Genomic DNA, 15733 nt, shown 5'->3' with positions numbered 1-15733 from the left:
GGAAGCCCAGCTCAACGAGGGAAGATCGCGATGACGCACCCTGAAAACACCGACGTGACCTCGCTCATGAAGGCCGCCCAGGACAACCTGTGGATGCACTTCACCCGGCACAGCTCGTACGAGGGTGCCGAAGTGCCGATGATCGTGCGGGGCGAGGGCTCCTACATCTACGACGTGCACGGCAAGCGCTACCTCGACGGACTCGCGGGGCTCTTCGTGGTCCAGGCGGGGCACGGCCGCAGCGAGCTGGCCGAGGCCGCCGCCAAGCAGGCCCAGGAGCTGGCGTTCTTCCCGCTGTGGTCGTACGCGCACCCCAAGGCCGTCGAGCTGGCCCAGCGGCTCGCCGCGGAGACCCCCGGCGACCTCAACCGGGTCTTCTTCACCACCGGCGGCGGCGAGGCCGTCGAGACCGCGTGGAAACTCGCCAAGCAGTACTTCAAGATCACCGGCAGGCCGCTCAAGCACAAGGTCATCAGCCGCCAGATCGCCTACCACGGCACCCCGCAGGGCGCCCTGTCGATCACCGGCATCCCGGCCTTCAAGCAGATGTTCGAGCCGCTGGTCCCGGGTTCCGTCAGGGTGCCCAACACCAACCACTACCGCGCCGACGAGATCACCGGCATGCCCGGCATGACGCCCGAGCAGTACGGCTACTGGGCCGCCGAGCGCGTCGCCCGCGCCATCGAGATGGAGGGCCCCGACACCGTGGCCGCCGTCTTCGTCGAGCCGGTGCAGAACGCGGGCGGCTGCTTCCCGCCGCCCCCCGGATACTTCCAGCGCCTGCGCGAGATCTGCGACGAGTACGACGTCCTGCTCGTCTCGGACGAGGTCATCTGCGCCTTCGGCCGCCTCGGCACCATGTTCGGCGGGCAGAAGTTCGACTACGTGCCCGACATCATCACCTGCGCCAAGGGCATGACCAGCGGCTACTCGCCGATCGGCGCCATGATCGCCTCCGACCGCCTCTTCGAGCCGTTCAAGAACGGCACCGAGATGTTCGCCCACGGCTACACCTTCGGCGGCCACCCGGTGTCCTCGGCCGTCGCGCTGGCCAACCTCGACCTGTTCGAGCGGGAGGACCTGCTCGGCCACGTCACCCGCAACGAGCCGGTCTTCCGCTCCACCCTGGAGCGTCTACGCGACCTGCCGATCGTCGGCGACGTGCGCGGCTCCGGCTACTTCTGGGGCATCGAGCTCGTCAAGGACAAGGCGACCAAGGAGACCTTCAACACCGAGGAGTCCGAGCGCCTCATCAGGGGCTTCCTCTCCGGCGCCCTCTACGAGGCGGGCCTGTACTGCCGCGCCGACGACCGGGGCGACCCCGTCATCCAGCTCGCCCCGCCGCTCATCTGCGGGCCGAAGGAGTTCGACGAGATCGAGTCCATCCTCCGCTCGGTGCTGACGGAGGCATGGAGCCGCCTCTGAGCGCGCACGTCCGCGCCTTCCGGGCGCCGGATCCGCCGGAGTGACCCGCGCCGCACCCGCACAGACCTCGGCGCCACTCCGTTGAACCAAGGAAAGGAAATCCCATGAAGATCGGCGTGCCTGCCGAGGTCAAGAACCACGAGTACCGCGTCGCCGCGACCCCGGCGGGCGTGCACGAGCTTGTCCGTCACGGCCACGACGTCTACATCCAGCGCGAAGCGGGCCTCGGCTCGCACCTCACCGACGAGGAGTACCTCTTCGCCGGCGCCAAGATCCTCGACACCGCGGACGAGGTGTGGGACCAGGCCGAGATGATCCTCAAGGTGAAGGAGCCCATCGCGGAGGAGTACCACCGCATGCGCCCCGGCCAGGTGCTCTTCACCTACCTGCACCTCGCGGCGGGCCGCGAGTGCACCGAGGCCCTCCTTGAGCGCGAGGTCACCGGCATCGCGTACGAGACCGTCCAGGTCGGCAACACCCTGCCGCTGCTCGCCCCGATGTCCGAGGTCGCGGGCCGGCTCGCCCCGCAGGTCGGCGCCTACAACCTCATGCGCTTCAACGGCGGGCGCGGCGTGCTGCCCGGCGGCGTGCCCGGTGTGGCGCCCGCCAAGGTCGTCGTCATCGGCGCGGGCGTCTCCGGGCTCAACGCCGCGCAGATCGCGGTCGGCATGGGCGCCGACGTCACCGTCCTCGACCTCAACGTCGACCGCCTGCGTTTCATCGACGCCATCTACCAGGGCCGTCTCAAGACCCTCGTCTCGACCTCGTACGCGATCGAGAAGGAGGTTCTGGAGGCCGATCTCGTCATCGGCGCGGTGCTGATCCCCGGGGCCAAGGCCCCGACCCTCGTCTCCAACGAGCTGGTCTCCCGGATGAAGCCGGGCTCCGTGCTCGTCGACATCGCGATCGACCAGGGCGGCTGCTTCGAGGACTCCCGCCCGACCACGCACGCCGAGCCGACCTACCAGGTCCACAACTCGATCTTCTACTGCGTGGCCAACATGCCGGGGTCCGTCGCCAACACCTCCACCTACGCGCTGACCAACGCCACGCTGCCCTACGCGGTCAAGCTGGCCGGCCTGGGCTGGAAGGAAGCGCTCCAGCAGGACGCCTCCCTCGCACCGGGTCTCAACACCCACGCGGGACGGCTCACCAACGAGCAGGTCGCCATCGCCCTCGAACTGCCGTACGTGCCGGTCTCCGAGGTCATCGCCGCCTGAGCCGGATCCCGCACGTCTCGCGCGGTCAGGGTGCGGGACGTGCGGGATCCACAGGTCCGGCCGGACCGGTTCGTGAGAGGCGGCCGACGCCGGTCACGGTGATCGGTACCGACCGCAGGGCAGGATCGGTGCCGGTCGCGATGATCAGCCGGAGCGCAGGGCAGGGCCGGTGCGGATCACGGTGAGCAGCCGGGGCACGGGACACGATCGGTGCCGATCACGGTGACAGAGCCGAGCGCAGGGCGCGGGCGGTGATCAAGATGTGCTCGATCTCCGCCGGGGTCGGCCAGGGGGCGCCGCCGGGACGCAACAGCGCGGCCCGTACGGCGGCCAGGTGCTCGACCGCGCCCAACGGCAGCCCGCTCCGCTCGGCCAGCCACGCCGTGACGTCGGTGTGGTCGCGCAACGGCCGGGTGACGAGATCCCAGGTGCCGAGGATCTCGGTCAGGTCGGCGATCCTCAGGGTGGCGCCACCCCGCCGGGCGACGGCGGCCGCGGCCAGCTCGGCGCGGGCGACGAGCTCCGGCTCGGCGGTCCGGCCCCACGGGGGAGAAGGCGGGTCGGACAGCCACCGCTCCGCCTCGCGGGAGAACCCCGCGGCCGACAGCAGCGCGGCCAGCTCGACCGCGGCCCGGTGGTGCCCGGCCTGTGCCGCCTGGCGGAACCAGTGCTGACCGCCCTGCAGGTCGCTGTGCTCGGCGATGAGCAGCAGGCCGAAATTGAAGGCGGCCTCCGGGTCGCCGCTCGCCGCGGCCCGGCTGAACCAGTGGCCGGCCCCCTGCGCGTCGCTCATCTCCACGCATACGAACCCGGCCGTTCGCTGGTCGTCGATCCTGCCGGTGCAGGCCGCCCGCTCGAACCAGGCACGCGCGGTGCGCAGGTCACCGACGGAGAGCGCGATCCCGCCCAGTTGGGACGCGGCACCGGGGTGCTCGTGCCTGGCGGCCAGCCGGAAGAACGCCTCCGCCCCCTCGGGATCGAGATTGGCCTGCAGGAACAGCCCGAGATGGTAGGCCGCGTCGGCATGACCGTTCCTGGCGGCCGACTCCCACCAGCGCAGCGCCTCGTCCTCCTCCCCGGCGGCGTAGGCGAGGAAGCCGAGATCGTGGGCCGAGGCGAGGTCACCGTCCATCGCGGCCCTGCGATGCCACTCCACGGCGGCCTTCACCTCGCCGCCGTCCTCACAGAGCAGCGCGAGCCGCCTGGCCGCCGCCCGGGAGCCCGCCCCGGCCGCCGTCTCGAACCACCGCCGGGCGGCGGGGACGTCGCCGTGCTGGTCCAGCAGGAGGGTCGCCAGGTTCACCGCCGCCTCGACGTCTCCGGCGTTCGCCGCCAGCTCGTACCACCTCGCGGCCTCCGCGGGGGTGCCGTGTTTCTCGTGCCAGATGCCCAGGTTGTAGGCGCTGTCGAGGTTTCCCGCGGCCGCTGCGCGCTCCCACCAGTGCCGCGCCGCCGAACGGTCACCGCACTGGGCGAAGTGGCGGCCGAGCAGGTGGGCCGCCTGTACGTCGCCGCCGTGCGCGGCGAGCAGCAACTCCGTCTCGCCGTCCATGTCGTTCTCGTGCTCGCTGCCGCGGGGGGTGGGTATCAGCCCCGCGGTCGTCTCCGGGTCGTCAGGCCACCCCATGATCACACTCCTCGCCGACGGCGCCCAACCGACAGATCACAGGGTGACACGTAAGCACTCCGTGACGGAGGGTAATCGCGGACTTTCGCTCGACACCCCGCCTCCCGGTCCGCTCCGGTGCTCGGACGAGGCGTACGAATCCCGCCCGCACGCCTGTCGAGTCATCGGGGTGCCACGTCCGGTGAGTGTGGACGAACGCCTTCCGGCCGAGGTCGGCAGATCCTGTTGAAGACACCACGGTCGGTCGGACGACGAGCCAGACCTCACCAGGAGGCGTTCACCTCCATCCTCACGGTCAGACGAAGCGGATGAACCCCACGTACATCCCCATCGAGCAGACGTAACGCAGCGAGCCCGCGTCCCGAGCGCCCAGCCGTACGGTGGCGGGCAGTGTCACGTCGCGACCGTCGATCGTGAGCGTCCGGGTGCAGCCGGGGGCGCCCACCAGGTGGAAGACGAGCTCCGTGGGGAATCCCGCGCGGGCGGTCACCACACCCGGCCGGTAGCCCCGGTCGGTGGCCCAGATGTCGATCCGCTGGACGCCGCCGGAGTGTACGGCCGCCCGCGCTTGATCGCCCGTCGTCCCTGCCGGGCCGTCGGGGATGCCGCCCGCCGGGCCGTCCGCCGCTCCCGCCTCGTCCGTCGCCCCCGCCATCGGGTTCCGCGCGGTCCCCGCCGGGGCGCCCGCCGCCATCGCCGGGCCGCCGGATCCGGGGAGCCACCCTCCGAGGCTCAACCCCGAGGAGATCGTCCACAGACCCGTCGCGAGTGCGGCGACCCCGGCCAGCGCCGCCAGCCTGGTGGTCGCGGCCCGCCGCAGGACCAGCCCGAGAAGCGCGAACGCGGGCGTCGTCCCCACCACGAACCCCGCCATCACCGCGCCCCCGCCCAGCACCGACCCGCTGGAGACCGCCACCGTCTCGATGCCGAGCGTCACCCCGCACGGCAGCAGGATCGTCGCGGCACCGAGCGCGAGCGCCCTGGGAGCGGGGGCTGTGATCCGGGTGATCCCGGTGATCCCGGACACGCCGCCGCGACGGGACGTACGTCCGCCCGATGCGACGCCCGGGTGGCATCCGGTTCGCGGTCCGCGCCCGAACATGCGGATTCCGAAGCCCGCGACCGCGATCCCGGCCGCGACGAGCAACGCGGCCCTGACCTGAGGGCCGAGCAGCACGGCGGACCCGGCCAGTCCGAGCAGCGCCCCGGCCACCACGTGGGAACCGAGGCGCCCGGCGAGGAAGAGCGCGACGACCACGGGACCCGAAGGCCCCGCCCCGGCCCCGCCGTCCTTGCCGTCTCCGCCGGTCCCGCCGGTCTCACCGTGCTCGTCGGCTCCGTCGGTCCTGCCGGGTTCGTCGGTCCCGTCGCATTCGCGGGTCTCGCAGTGCCGGCGGGAGCGGGCAGGAAGGTCACGAGAGGTGAGACCGGTGAGCAGGCCGCCCTGCACGGCCGTGCACGAGGCCGTACCCGCGACCAGTCCCGCGGCGAGCCCGGCGGCGAACAGCGCGGCCGGCCCCGCGCTCAGCGGACATCCCCGGTAACCATCCCGATCTCCACTGACCCAAGGTAATCTCACCAGAGGATGACCGATAGTGATATTTCCTTACCGAGCGCTCACGCTGTCCTTACCGGACGTCCACGTTTCGCGGCGTTTTTCCGATGTTCCTCGACGCCAACGGCCCGGGGGCCTCCCGGGCCGTTCTCGCTGTGCGACGGACATCACGGCGCGCGGTGAATCCCGCCGATGGCGAAACTCAGCGGGCGGCGGCGTTCAGGTCGACGAGAACCTGCGTGCCCGACCCCGACCGGAACCGGAACATGTCCTCGTGCATATACAGGGTGGGAGCGGCCTTGTCCCCCCGGCGCGTCGGAACCGGGAACAGCCGGCCGGTGCGTCCCGTGGCGAGGTCGTGCACAGAACTCGCCCCCCTGCCGTCGCGGTCCTCCTGGTGGAGCAGGACGAAGCGGCCCGAGTGGAGATACCCGCGAGCCGTCCCCGGCAGTGCGTGCCGCCCGGTTCCGTCGCGTTGCCACGCCTCGATGTTGTTGAAGCACCACGTCACCCCGCAGTCGTTCCACGACGTCCGCCCGGCGGGAGGAACCACGTCCCTGGCCTCGCCGGTGAGCACGTTCTTCAGGTGCTCCATGGGGCGGGAAGCGGATCTCTCCTCCGTGCCTCGCCGAGGCCGTTCGGCCCACGGCCAGTCGGCGAGGTGGAAGCCTTTGGTGCCGTCGACCAGGGACGCCTTCCCGCCCTTCAGCGGAGCCCGGTAGACACCGCCACCGTCGACCGGCGACCAGACGGCCGTGCCGTCGGCGACGGCCAGGTCGATCCCGCTGTAGCTGTCGTCGATGATCACGGCCTTGACCGAGGCGATCCGCCGTGGGACGCCGCCCGTGACCGGCACCGCCCATATCTCCGTCCTGCGGTCGTTGAGCGTGGACCATGCGAGGTACCCGTCGCCGAAGACCAGCTTGCTCGACGCGTTCGAGCTCTTGAGCGCCGCGATCCGGGTGAACCTCCGTCTGTCGACGTCGTAGGACCAGATCCCGTCGGGGCGGTTCCCGGTGAGTGCCGCCCCCACCACGACCCGGTCGGTGACGAACAGGTCCGGGGTGAACACCCGGCCCCCCGGTGCCTTCGTCGGGATCTCGTGCACCGCGCCCGGCCAGACCTGCCTGACCGGCGGCGCGAGGGGACCGACGTAGGGCGTCGGCTGTGCCGCCGGAGTCGTTGGAACCGCCGGAACCGTCGGAGTAGGTGACGCGACCGTACGTGTTCCCACGACGGTGGCCGTCGTCACGATCGCGATGGAGGCCGCAACCGCCACCGGTGCCCACGACCTGAAGCGCGGCGACGACCCGCGTGACGCGGGTAGCGTCCTGAACCGCCCATCGTCTTGTACGGCCTCCGCCCTGGCGGTCATCGCGTCCCTGAGCCGATCCTCGATGTCGGTCATGCCCTGTCTCCCAGTTCGCGTTCAAGCCGTTCCAGAGCCCTGAAAACGGTGGACCGTACGGTGCTCTCTCTGACGCGCATCGCCTCGGCGATGCCGGCGTGGGACAGGTCGAGGTAGTAACGCAGGACGAGGACCTCGCGCTGCCGCCTGGGCAGCCGGTTGAGCGCGGCCAGCATCTCCTGTCGTGACTCGCCGAGCAGCGCGGCCGTCTCCGCCGAGTCCACCGGCTCCTCCCGCCGCCCCACCATCACCCTGGCGGCGATACCGCGCCTGCGCAGGACGGAACGCGAGGCGTTCAGCACGCAGACGCGGACGTATGTCAGGGTGAGCGGCTCGGGGGGCCTGTCGTGCAGCCTGGAGAAGACGTCCTGTACGACGTCCTCGGCGGCCTCCCTGTCGCCGACGAGCAGCACGGCGAAGCGCACCAGGGCGAGGCGGTGCTCGCGATACAGGCCGACCAGTATCGTCTCGGCACCTGGTGGTCCGGGCGCGCGAGCGGCTATCTCACCGTTCATGACCTAAAGAACGCGTACCGCTCCCGATCCGCTGCTTCGTCGGGCACAGTTATCGCGGCCCCGCCCTGTCGGCCGATCGGGGCCGTGGAGCCTACCTTCCGTGGCGTACGGCCCCGCTCGTCACGGTGCGCTCTGGGTGTCGGTGAAGATCGAGGTGTCGAGGGTGAAGTCGACCGGCTCGGGCAGGTGCAGGCGCGAACCCATCTCGACGCGGGTGGAGGTCCGGTACTCGTCCTTCTTGGGGTCGCTGAGGACCGTCACGGTGGCGGGGGAGACCACGGGGTCGATCAGAAGCATCACGGGGACACCGCCCGAGGCGTAGATGGCGGGCTTGCGGTCGCGGTCGTCGAAGATGCTGCCCGGGGACACGATCTCGGCGACCATGAGGAGGCCGGAGGAGCGCAGTTCGCGGTCACCCCAGCGCGGGCAGTCGACGGGCGCCAGCACGAAGTCGGGAACGATCGGGTCACGCGGTCCGTCTATGCAGACGTCGACGTTGCCGCTGAAGCCATCCCACTCTTTCTCCTCAAGGAGGGGAAGAAGGGCGCGATACAGGCGCATCGCGATCCTGGCGTGCTCGGGGGTGCCCATCGGGCTCACTATCAGTCTCCCATCGATGATTTCGGTCCGCAGTCCTGGAAGCTGCGGAAGCGCGTCGAAGAGTTCGCGCGCCGTTCCTGGCAAGGGCTGGGACGAGGTCTCGGGGGAGGGGCACAGCTTGGCGTGGCTCCGTCGCGATGTCATGAGCATGACGATATGTCCCTTCGTGTTCTTCTGAACACGTTGAGTATCGCAAGTGGTGTGGGCCGGCGCGAGCCTTTACCGGAATGTGGGGCGTCAGATCCAGCCGGGGCGGACGAGGCCGGATTCGTAGGCGATGACGACCAGTTGGGCGCGGTCGCGGGCGTGGAGTTTCATCATGGTCCGGCTGATGTGGGTCTTGGCGGTGGCGGGGCTCATGAAGAGTTTGCCCGCGATCTCGTCGTTGGTCATGCCGGTACCGACCAGGGCGAGGACCTCGCGCTCGCGGTCGGTGAGCAGGCCGAGGTCGCGGGCGTGGCGCGGCTCCTTGGCCCGGCTCGCGTACTCGGCGATCAGGCGACGGGTCACGCCGGGGGAGAGCAGGGCGTCACCGGCGGCCACCACCCGGACGGCCTGGATGAGCTCGGCCGGTTCGGTGTCCTTGACGAGGAAGCCGCTGGCGCCGCCTCGGAGGGCCTCGAAGACGTACTCGTCCAGTTCGAAGGTCGTGAGGATGATGATCTTCGGTCCGGCCGGCATCTCCCGGGTGGCGGTCAGCCCGTCCATGCCGGGCATGCGGATGTCCATCAGGACCACGTCCGGCTCGTGCTCGGCGGCGAGCCGCAGGGCCTGGGCCCCGTCGGAGGCCTCGGCCACCACGGTCATCCCCGGCTGCGCGTCCAGCAGGGCACGGAACCCCGCCCTGACGAGGGCCTGGTCGTCGGCGAGAACAATCTTGATCATCGGGATTCCTCCGGGATCGGCAGCAGGGCCTCGACGCGGAAACCCCGGCCGTGGTGCGTGGCGGTGAGCGTTCCCCCGAGCGCCGATGCCCGCTCCCGCATGCCGGGAACGCCGTTCCCGCTGCCCAGGCTCTCCCCGGGGGCGTCGCCGCCCGAGTCGGTGACCTGGACGGTGAGGGCGCGGGGAGCGTAGTCGAGCACGATCGTGACCGAGGCGCCGGGAGCGTGCCGGGTGACGTTGGTGAGGGCCTCCTGCACGATGCGGTACCCGGCCCGGTCGACGCCGGGAGGCAGCGGCCCGGCCTCGCCGACGATCTTCTTGGTGACCGGCAGCCCACTGCGCTCGATGAGCTCGTCGAGCCGGTCCAGCCCGGCGGTGGGGGAACGGGGGGCGCCGTCGCGCAGGACGTTGAGCACCGACCGCATCTCGGTCAGCACGTCCTTGGACGCCTGCTTGATCGTGGTGAGCGCGGTCCGCGCCTGCTCGGGGTGGTCGTCGATGAGGTGCAGCGCGGTGGACGCCTGCACGTGGATGAGGGAGATGTTGTGCGCCAGGACGTCGTGCAGCTCCTGGGCCATGGTGAGCCGCTCCTCGCTGGCCCGCCGCCGTAGCTCCTCCTGCTCCACCCGCGCGTGCTCGGCCTGCCGCTCCCTCCTGGCCCGGGAGAACTCGGCGGCCACCACCGCGAGGCCCATCAGCGCGGCCACCGCGAGGTCGTGGAACCAGCCGGTCGTACGAACGGGGGCGAACCAGGACGTGTAAACCACGAAGAACACGTAGGCCAGGCCCCATATCGACCAGGCCACCCGCCGGTGCCCGGTGACCACGGCGGTGTGGAACGCGATGATCGGACTGAGGAAGACCGGCCCGTAGGAGTAGCCGAGGCCGATGAAGATCACTGTGGAGCCCGCCGCGACGGCCAGGCTGAGCACCGGACGGCGCCGGCGTACGATCAGGACCAGCGGCCCGGCCAGCAGGAGCACCCAGCCCAGCGGGTCGAGCGGGATCCTGAGTATGCCGGGGTCGTGGACCTGCCACCACTGCACACCGCGGGTGACCACGCCCTGGAAGACCCCCACGAGCAGCGGGAGCGGCAACTCGGCCCAGCGGGGTTTGACGTGCACGTTCAGCACTGTACGTGCGCCCACAGGCAGGGCGCGTCCATCCCGTGAGGCATGGGGCGATACATCCCCTGCGGTAGGGAAGGGGCTGACAAGGCTTACGGGCTGAGTCAAGCTGTCTGCGGGAGGTCATCATGATCAATCGTCGAGTCGCCGCCCCCCTGGCGGGGGTCCTGGTGGGAAGTTCCTTACTGCTCGTCCAACCCGCCGCCGCCTCTCCACAGGCGTCACCGGTACGGCCGGGTGCGGAGAAGAAACCCGTCGCGGAGGGGTACGGGGGCGCGGTCTCGACCGTCGACCTCGACGCCAGCAAGGTCGCGCTGGGCGTGCTGCGCCAGGGCGGCAACGCCGTGGACGCGGCGGTCGCCGCCGCGGCCGCCCTGGGGGTGACCGAGCCCTATTCGGCAGGGCTGGCCGGGGGCGGGTTCATCGTCTACTACGACGCGCGCCACAAGAAGGTCCACACGATCGACGGCAGGGAGACCGCTCCGAAGGCGATGGGGCCGACCTCTCTGGAGGGCATCCCGTTCGAGGAGGCCGTGACCAGCGGGCTGTCCGCGGGGGTGCCCGGCAGCGTGGCCCAGTGGGAGCTGGCGCTGCGCAAATTCGGCACGCTCTCGCTGAAGCAGGCGCTGAAACCCGCGACCGAGCTCGCCTCCAAGGGATTCAAGGTCGACCAGACCTTCTACGACCAGACAGCCGCGAACGCCGCCCGTTTCAAGGACTTCACCTCCACCGCCAAGCTCTACCTGCCGAACGGCGCCCCGCCGCCGGTCGGTTCCACCTTCCGCAACCCTGAGCTGGCCGAGACCTACCGCAAACTCGGTAAGCAGGGCGGCGGGTGGCTGTACGGCGGCTCCCTGGGCGCCGAGGTCGTGGCCACCGTGAAGAAGCCGCCGGTCACCCCGGGCTCCACCCGTAACGTGCGGCCGGGGCTGATGGAGCTGGCCGACCTCAAGGCCTACCGGGCGCTCGAACGGCCGCCCACGAAGGTGACGTACAAGGGCATGGACGTGTACGGCATGGCGCCGCCGTCCTCGGGAGGCTCGACGGTCGGCGAGGCGCTCAACATCCTCCAGGTCCTGCCGAAGGTCGGTGAGCACGAGTATCTGGAGGCCTCCAGGCTCTCCTTCGCCGATCGGGGCAAGTACGTCGGCGACATCCCGGGCGTCCCGCTCCAGGAGCTGCTCTCCGACGGGTTCGCCAAGGAACGCGCCTGCCTGATCGGCGAGCGGGCGCTGACGAGCCCGGTCGCGCCCGGTAACCCCGACGGGACGTACGGGCCGTGCGCGCCCGCTCCCTCGGCGGAGGCCACCCCGTCGGCCCCCGAAGGGCCGGAGACCACGCACCTGGTGGTCACCGACCGGTGGAACAACGTGGTCGCCTACAACATCACCATCGAGTCGACCGGCGGCAACGGCATCGTCGTCCCCGGCAGGGGTTTCCTGCTCAACAACGAGCTGACCGACTTCACCTTCGGCCCGGCCCCCGGCGACCCGAACCTGCCCGCCCCGGGCAAGCGGCCCCGTTCCTCGATGGCGCCGACGATCGTGCTGGACGACGGCAGGCCGCTGCTCGCGCTGGGTTCCCCCGGCGGTTCGACGATCATCACCACCGTGCTGCAGATCCTGGTCAACCGCTGGGACCTCGGCATGTCGCTCCCCGAGGCGCTCGCCGCGCCCCGGGCCACCCAGCGCAACACCCCCCAGACCCAGGCGGAGCAGGCATACATCGACCGCTACGGCGCCGAACTCACCGAACGGGGCCACAGCCTCGTACTGAACCCCGAGATCGGCGCGGCCACCGCGGTCGAGTTCCTGCGGAACGGGAAGCTCCAGGCGGTGGCGGAGCCGACCCGTCGCGGCGGAGGCAGCGCGCTGGTGGTGAACGAGCGCAGATAGGGCTCCCGTACTCGCGGCGGCACGTACGGTGACGGCGCGAACGGACACCGGATCCGGCGGCGTGGTCTCGGCCGCGCCGCCGGGGACGCCGAAGGGCGTCGGCGGGACGTCTAAGGACGTCCGGGGACGTTCGGGAACGCGAAAAGCGCCGAGGGCGATGCCTTCGGCGCTGCGGACTCCCCGGTCGTCAGAGCAGCAGGTACGCGGCCACGGCGACGACGACCAGCACCCCGACCACCACCGCCGCCGTGATCGGCAGGACGAGCGACCGCTTCTCGGGGGCGGCCTCGGGGTCCTTACGCTGGGCGAACGCGCGGAACGCCTGGGTGTTGCCCGCGGGGTCAATCTGCTGAGGATCAGACATGGAGATGACTGTAGCGATACGGGATACCTCCCAACACTGATTTGTCCACTTTCACGAGACGGATTCCGCTGCTTGGCCAGGGACGAGGGCTGAGGGCCGGACCGCCGACCGGGGCGGATAGCGTGGTGTCATGCTCCGGATCCTGTTCTCCGCCCGCGTGGTGGTGCTCCACCTGCTCGCGGTCGGGGCCCTCGTCGTGTGCGGGCTGCTGGGCAGGTGGCAGCTCGGCGTCTTCGAGGATTCCGGCATGCCCCAGTCGCTGCGGGATCCCGCCCCCGTGGCGGTCGCCACCCTCACCGCGCCGGGGAAGCACATGACGGCCGACGCGGTCAGCCGCCAGGTGACCGCCGAGGGGACCTTCGACGTCTCGAAGCAGCTCCTGGTGGCCGAGCGCGACGGGGGTCTGTGGCTGCTGGCCCCGCTGGACCTCGGCGACGGCACCTCCATCCCGGTCGTACGCGGCTGGGTGGCCACGGCGGGAGATCCTGCCGTCACGGCCCCTGCCGAGGGGCGGGTGACCCTCAGCGGGCGCCTGCGGCCCTCGGAGTCCACCGACAGCGTCCAGCGCCGGACCAGGCAGCTGCCGCCGGGGCAGGTGCTGACCGTGTCGTCGGCCGAACTGGTCAACCTCTGGCGGGGTACGAAGCTGCGCGACGGTTTCGTGATCGCCACCGCCCAGTCGCCGGCTCCCGCGGTCGCGGCCAGGCCGGTGAGCGCCCCTCCGCCGACCGAGCCGGGCGGGCTCACCTGGCGCAACCTCGCCTACGCCGCCCAGTGGTGGATCTTCGGGCTTTTCGCGGTCTTCATGTGGTGGCATTTCGTTCGTGACGCGCTGCGCGGCGGCACGCGGAAGATCGACGCCACTCCCACCGCCGCCACCGAGGCCGACACCGCCACTGTCACCGACACCGAATCCGGTGCCGGTCCCGACTCCGCCTCCGACGCCGGGATCGCCCCCGGCCCGGGGGCCGTCCACGAGGGCGGCGCCGGTGGAGAGCCGGAGACGCCCGCCCTACCGGCCCGTACCGCCCCGTGAACCGAACCCCAAGACCGAGGTAACCGACCGTGGAATCCGCTCTCAAGCCCTTTCGCATCCTGGCCTACATCGTCGGCGTGATGCTGCTCATCCTGGTCACCTGCATCGTGCTCAGGTACGGCTTCGGTATCGAGGAGCCCTCGAAGATCGTCTCTCCGATCCACGGCTTCCTTTACATGCTCTATCTCGTGGCCACGATGAACCTGGGCATGAAGGCACGCTGGACGTGGCAGTACATCCTCGGGGTGATGCTCGCGGGCACCGTGCCGCTGCTCTCGTTCGTGTTCGAGCGCAGGGTGACCCGCCGGGTGGAGTCGGAGCTCGCGACCGCCGCCGCCACCGCCTGACCGATCCGGGCCGGGGCCGGAGGCGGGTCACGGTGCGTCCGACCGGGACCAGGTCAGGTCCGGAAGCGGACCACCCGGCCCGCGCCGGGTTCGAAGACGGGCTCGCGAGATGCGTCTGAACGGTCCGGCCTGGAGGCGGGTCTGTGAGGCGCGCCTGAACGGCCCGGCTCGGAAACGGGATCGCGAGGCCGGGCCGTGCGGGGGCGTCGCCGCGTCAGCGGCCGAGCCCCCGGCGACGCGAACGCTTGAGACGCTCGCGCTGAGACGGGTCGAGCATCAGGTAGCCGACGACCGGGGCGGCGACGACGCCCAGGAGGATCAGCAGCGTCAGGAAACCTGGCAGGAACAGCCACGACAGGAACACCACTGCTCCGGCGCCGATCGCGTACTTCTGGACGGGCGACATCCTCAACATCCTCCGAACGCGGGGCGGACGCCCCGTCTGTAGTTCATTGTGCGTCGCCCGTCCAACGTGTGAACCCATCGCCGTGGTTCCAGCCGAGATATATCGCGATTTTCCCGGTGATGGCCGTCCCCTGCCACGGGTGTGACAGGAGGGCATACCTGGCCGTCCGGGCGGCGCCGGGTTGGTAGTTTGGCGGTTTCGCCGGGAACGAGAGTGAACATGTTCCACCGGAAACCGACATGATCACGATCGTCGGTGCCGGGTTCGGCGACGGGCACCACCGCAGGAGGGACGACCGGACGGGCGCGACCACGCTCGCCGGCGGCGAGAACGATCACGCGACCATGTGGAGGACAGGCTGTGGACGGCACTGAGCGGGAGCCGGCGCGAGGCGAGCTCAGTGCGATCGGGCAGGCACTGGCGATCCTGGGAGACCGGTGGGTGCTGCTGATCCTGCAGCGGGCGTTCCTGCTGCGGATCCGGACCTTCGCCGGCTGGCACGACGCGCTGGGCATCTCCGAGTCGGTTCTCGCCGCCAGGCTCAGAGAACTGGTCGACCACGGCATCTTCGAGCTGTCGGCGTACCGCAGCGGTCGCACCCGCTACGAGTATCGGCTGACGGAGCGCGGGCTCCGGTTGTGGACCCTGCTGGTGGCGATCCACGCGTGGGAGCGAGACTGGGTCGAGCCGAAACGACGCCCGCCGCTGCTGCACGAGCAGTGCGGCCAGGACGCCAAGCCGCACCTCGGGTGCGGTTCCTGCCTGCGGCCGATGAGTGCCCGCGACACCCGGACCGAGCCCGGCCCGCTCGCCACGTTCTCCCGGATCGGCACGCCGCGGCGGCACCGCCGCACGGTCCGCGCCGACACCCCGATCGACCCGATCGGCTACTACACGACGTCGATGGAGATCCTCGGCGATCGGTGGGGCACCAGCGTCCTGGCCGGGGCGTTCCTCGGCATCCGCCGGTTCGTCGACTTCCAGTCCGGCCTCGGCGTCGCGCCCTCGGTGCTCACCGACCGGCTGCGCCGCTTCGTCGAACTGCGCGTCTTCGACGCCCGGCCCGACGGCTCGTACCGGCTCACGGACAAAGGACTCGCCTTCTTCGAGGTCTTCGCCTTCCTCGTCGACTGGGCCCAGCGCGAGTTCCCCGCCCCCGAGGGCTCGGCCCTGTCGATCACCCACGCGTTCTGTGGCGCCGCGTTCCAGCCGGTCCTGCTGTGCAGGGCGTGCGACCGACCGCTCCAGCGACGCGAGGTCCGCTTCATCCTCCCCGATGACCCGATGACGACGCTTGAGGGTTCGCCACACGGGTGACGGCGC

16 protein-coding genes are annotated in these 15733 nt (G+C 70.8%); 7 read left to right on the top strand and 9 right to left on the bottom strand.

Annotated elements, in window-relative coordinates:
* Positions 1 to 30 precede the first annotated feature (30 nt).
* Positions 31 to 1425: an aspartate aminotransferase family protein gene (locus ACFY3V_RS14750; protein ID WP_350946575.1), complete on the top strand. Its 1395-nt coding sequence runs from the start codon at positions 31 to 33 to the stop codon at positions 1423 to 1425.
* A 104-nt stretch (positions 1426 to 1529) separates the two neighbouring features.
* Entirely contained in the window at positions 1530 to 2645 is a 1116-nt protein-coding gene (ald, locus tag ACFY3V_RS14745) for an alanine dehydrogenase (protein WP_389773496.1), read from the top strand.
* Positions 2646 to 2862: 217 nt separating this feature from the next.
* On the opposite strand, the gene ACFY3V_RS14740 is transcribed toward ald, so the two are convergent.
* The 7 genes from ACFY3V_RS14740 to ACFY3V_RS14710 all read right to left on the bottom strand — a co-directional run bounded on the left by ACFY3V_RS14740 (position 2863) and on the right by ACFY3V_RS14710 (position 10359).
* Positions 2863 to 4272: a tetratricopeptide repeat protein gene (locus tag ACFY3V_RS14740; protein WP_362905149.1), complete on the bottom strand. Its 1410-nt coding sequence runs from the start codon at positions 4270 to 4272 to the stop codon at positions 2863 to 2865.
* A gap of 295 nt (positions 4273 to 4567) precedes the next feature.
* The gene (locus tag ACFY3V_RS14735; protein ID WP_389773493.1) at positions 4568 to 5851 is read right to left on the bottom strand and encodes a sulfite exporter TauE/SafE family protein; all 1284 of its coding nucleotides are present in this window, start codon (positions 5849 to 5851) and stop codon (positions 4568 to 4570) included.
* A 178-nt stretch (positions 5852 to 6029) separates the two neighbouring features.
* Positions 6030 to 7235, bottom strand: coding sequence for a hypothetical protein (locus tag ACFY3V_RS14730; RefSeq protein WP_389773491.1), 1206 nt, complete (start codon positions 7233 to 7235; stop codon positions 6030 to 6032).
* On the bottom strand, positions 7232 to 7750 hold the full coding sequence (locus ACFY3V_RS14725; RefSeq protein ID WP_389773488.1) for an RNA polymerase sigma factor: 519 nt from the start codon (positions 7748 to 7750) through the stop codon (positions 7232 to 7234). Before ACFY3V_RS14725 ends, ACFY3V_RS14730 begins: the two co-directional genes overlap by 4 nt.
* 120 nt (positions 7751 to 7870) lie before the next feature.
* Complete coding sequence (locus ACFY3V_RS14720; RefSeq protein ID WP_362905141.1) at positions 7871 to 8494, bottom strand: Uma2 family endonuclease; 624 nt, start codon at positions 8492 to 8494, stop codon at positions 7871 to 7873.
* 93 nt (positions 8495 to 8587) lie between these two features.
* Positions 8588 to 9235, bottom strand: a complete 648-nt coding sequence (locus ACFY3V_RS14715; protein ID WP_389773484.1) for a response regulator — start codon at positions 9233 to 9235, stop codon at positions 8588 to 8590.
* A complete protein-coding gene (locus tag ACFY3V_RS14710; protein ID WP_389773481.1) occupies positions 9232 to 10359 on the bottom strand; it encodes a sensor histidine kinase in 1128 nt (375 codons plus the stop codon). The genes ACFY3V_RS14715 and ACFY3V_RS14710 overlap by 4 nt, the downstream gene beginning before the upstream one ends.
* Before the next feature lie 131 nt (positions 10360 to 10490).
* Here ACFY3V_RS14710 and ACFY3V_RS14705 point away from each other — a divergent pair, with 131 nt between their 5' ends.
* Complete coding sequence (locus tag ACFY3V_RS14705) at positions 10491 to 12257, top strand: gamma-glutamyltransferase family protein (protein WP_362905135.1); 1767 nt, start codon at positions 10491 to 10493, stop codon at positions 12255 to 12257.
* 187 nt (positions 12258 to 12444) lie between these two features.
* Here ACFY3V_RS14705 and ACFY3V_RS14700 read toward each other — a convergent pair whose 3' ends face one another.
* Complete coding sequence (locus ACFY3V_RS14700; RefSeq protein WP_350946585.1) at positions 12445 to 12621, bottom strand: hypothetical protein; 177 nt, start codon at positions 12619 to 12621, stop codon at positions 12445 to 12447.
* Between the two features lie 130 nt (positions 12622 to 12751).
* Here ACFY3V_RS14700 and ACFY3V_RS14695 point away from each other — a divergent pair, with 130 nt between their 5' ends.
* Positions 12752 to 13657 carry an SURF1 family protein gene (locus tag ACFY3V_RS14695; RefSeq protein WP_389773476.1) on the top strand — a complete coding sequence of 302 codons (906 nt, stop codon included), beginning with the start codon at positions 12752 to 12754 and terminating at the stop codon, positions 13655 to 13657.
* Between the two features lie 29 nt (positions 13658 to 13686).
* Positions 13687 to 14004: a DUF3817 domain-containing protein gene (locus tag ACFY3V_RS14690; RefSeq protein ID WP_350946587.1), complete on the top strand. Its 318-nt coding sequence runs from the start codon at positions 13687 to 13689 to the stop codon at positions 14002 to 14004.
* A 214-nt stretch (positions 14005 to 14218) separates the two neighbouring features.
* Here the strand turns inward: ACFY3V_RS14690 and ACFY3V_RS14685 are convergent, their stop codons facing one another.
* Positions 14219 to 14410, bottom strand: a complete 192-nt coding sequence (locus ACFY3V_RS14685; RefSeq protein WP_350946588.1) for a hypothetical protein — start codon at positions 14408 to 14410, stop codon at positions 14219 to 14221.
* 239 nt (positions 14411 to 14649) lie between these two features.
* Between ACFY3V_RS14685 and ACFY3V_RS14680 the strand changes: the two genes are divergently transcribed.
* Both ACFY3V_RS14680 and ACFY3V_RS14675 read left to right on the top strand, forming a co-directional pair.
* The gene (locus ACFY3V_RS14680; RefSeq protein ID WP_362905129.1) at positions 14650 to 14784 is read left to right on the top strand and encodes a hypothetical protein; all 135 of its coding nucleotides are present in this window, start codon (positions 14650 to 14652) and stop codon (positions 14782 to 14784) included.
* Entirely contained in the window at positions 14771 to 15727 is a 957-nt protein-coding gene (locus tag ACFY3V_RS14675) for a winged helix-turn-helix transcriptional regulator (protein ID WP_389773472.1), read from the top strand. Before ACFY3V_RS14680 ends, ACFY3V_RS14675 begins: the two co-directional genes overlap by 14 nt.
* Positions 15728 to 15733 lie beyond the last annotated feature (6 nt).

The organism is Streptosporangium sp. NPDC000095, assembly GCF_042899335.1.
Classification (GTDB): domain Bacteria; phylum Actinomycetota; class Actinomycetes; order Streptosporangiales; family Streptosporangiaceae; genus Streptosporangium.
Note: the sequence above shows the minus strand (reverse complement) of the source record. Positions and strands in the feature narration are given on the sequence as shown.

Bases quoted from the DNA above. Each gene is read 5' to 3' on its own strand.
- ACFY3V_RS14750 (WP_350946575.1), top strand. From the start codon at position 31: ATGACGCACCCTGAAAACACCGACGTGACCTCGCTCATGAAGGCCGCC.
- ald (WP_389773496.1), top strand. From the start codon at position 1,530: ATGAAGATCGGCGTGCCTGCCGAGGTCAAGAACCACGAGTACCGCGTC.
- ACFY3V_RS14740 (WP_362905149.1), bottom strand. From the start codon at position 4,272: ATGGGGTGGCCTGACGACCCGGAGACGACCGCGGGGCTGATACCCACC.
- ACFY3V_RS14730 (WP_389773491.1), bottom strand. From the start codon at position 7,235: ATGACCGACATCGAGGATCGGCTCAGGGACGCGATGACCGCCAGGGCG.
- ACFY3V_RS14725 (WP_389773488.1), bottom strand. From the start codon at position 7,750: ATGAACGGTGAGATAGCCGCTCGCGCGCCCGGACCACCAGGTGCCGAG.
- ACFY3V_RS14720 (WP_362905141.1), bottom strand. From the start codon at position 8,494: ATGACATCGCGACGGAGCCACGCCAAGCTGTGCCCCTCCCCCGAGACC.
- ACFY3V_RS14715 (WP_389773484.1), bottom strand. From the start codon at position 9,235: ATGATCAAGATTGTTCTCGCCGACGACCAGGCCCTCGTCAGGGCGGGG.
- ACFY3V_RS14705 (WP_362905135.1), top strand. From the start codon at position 10,491: ATGATCAATCGTCGAGTCGCCGCCCCCCTGGCGGGGGTCCTGGTGGGA.
- ACFY3V_RS14700 (WP_350946585.1), bottom strand. From the start codon at position 12,621: ATGTCTGATCCTCAGCAGATTGACCCCGCGGGCAACACCCAGGCGTTC.
- ACFY3V_RS14695 (WP_389773476.1), top strand. From the start codon at position 12,752: ATGCTCCGGATCCTGTTCTCCGCCCGCGTGGTGGTGCTCCACCTGCTC.
- ACFY3V_RS14685 (WP_350946588.1), bottom strand. From the start codon at position 14,410: ATGTCGCCCGTCCAGAAGTACGCGATCGGCGCCGGAGCAGTGGTGTTC.
- ACFY3V_RS14680 (WP_362905129.1), top strand. From the start codon at position 14,650: ATGATCACGATCGTCGGTGCCGGGTTCGGCGACGGGCACCACCGCAGG.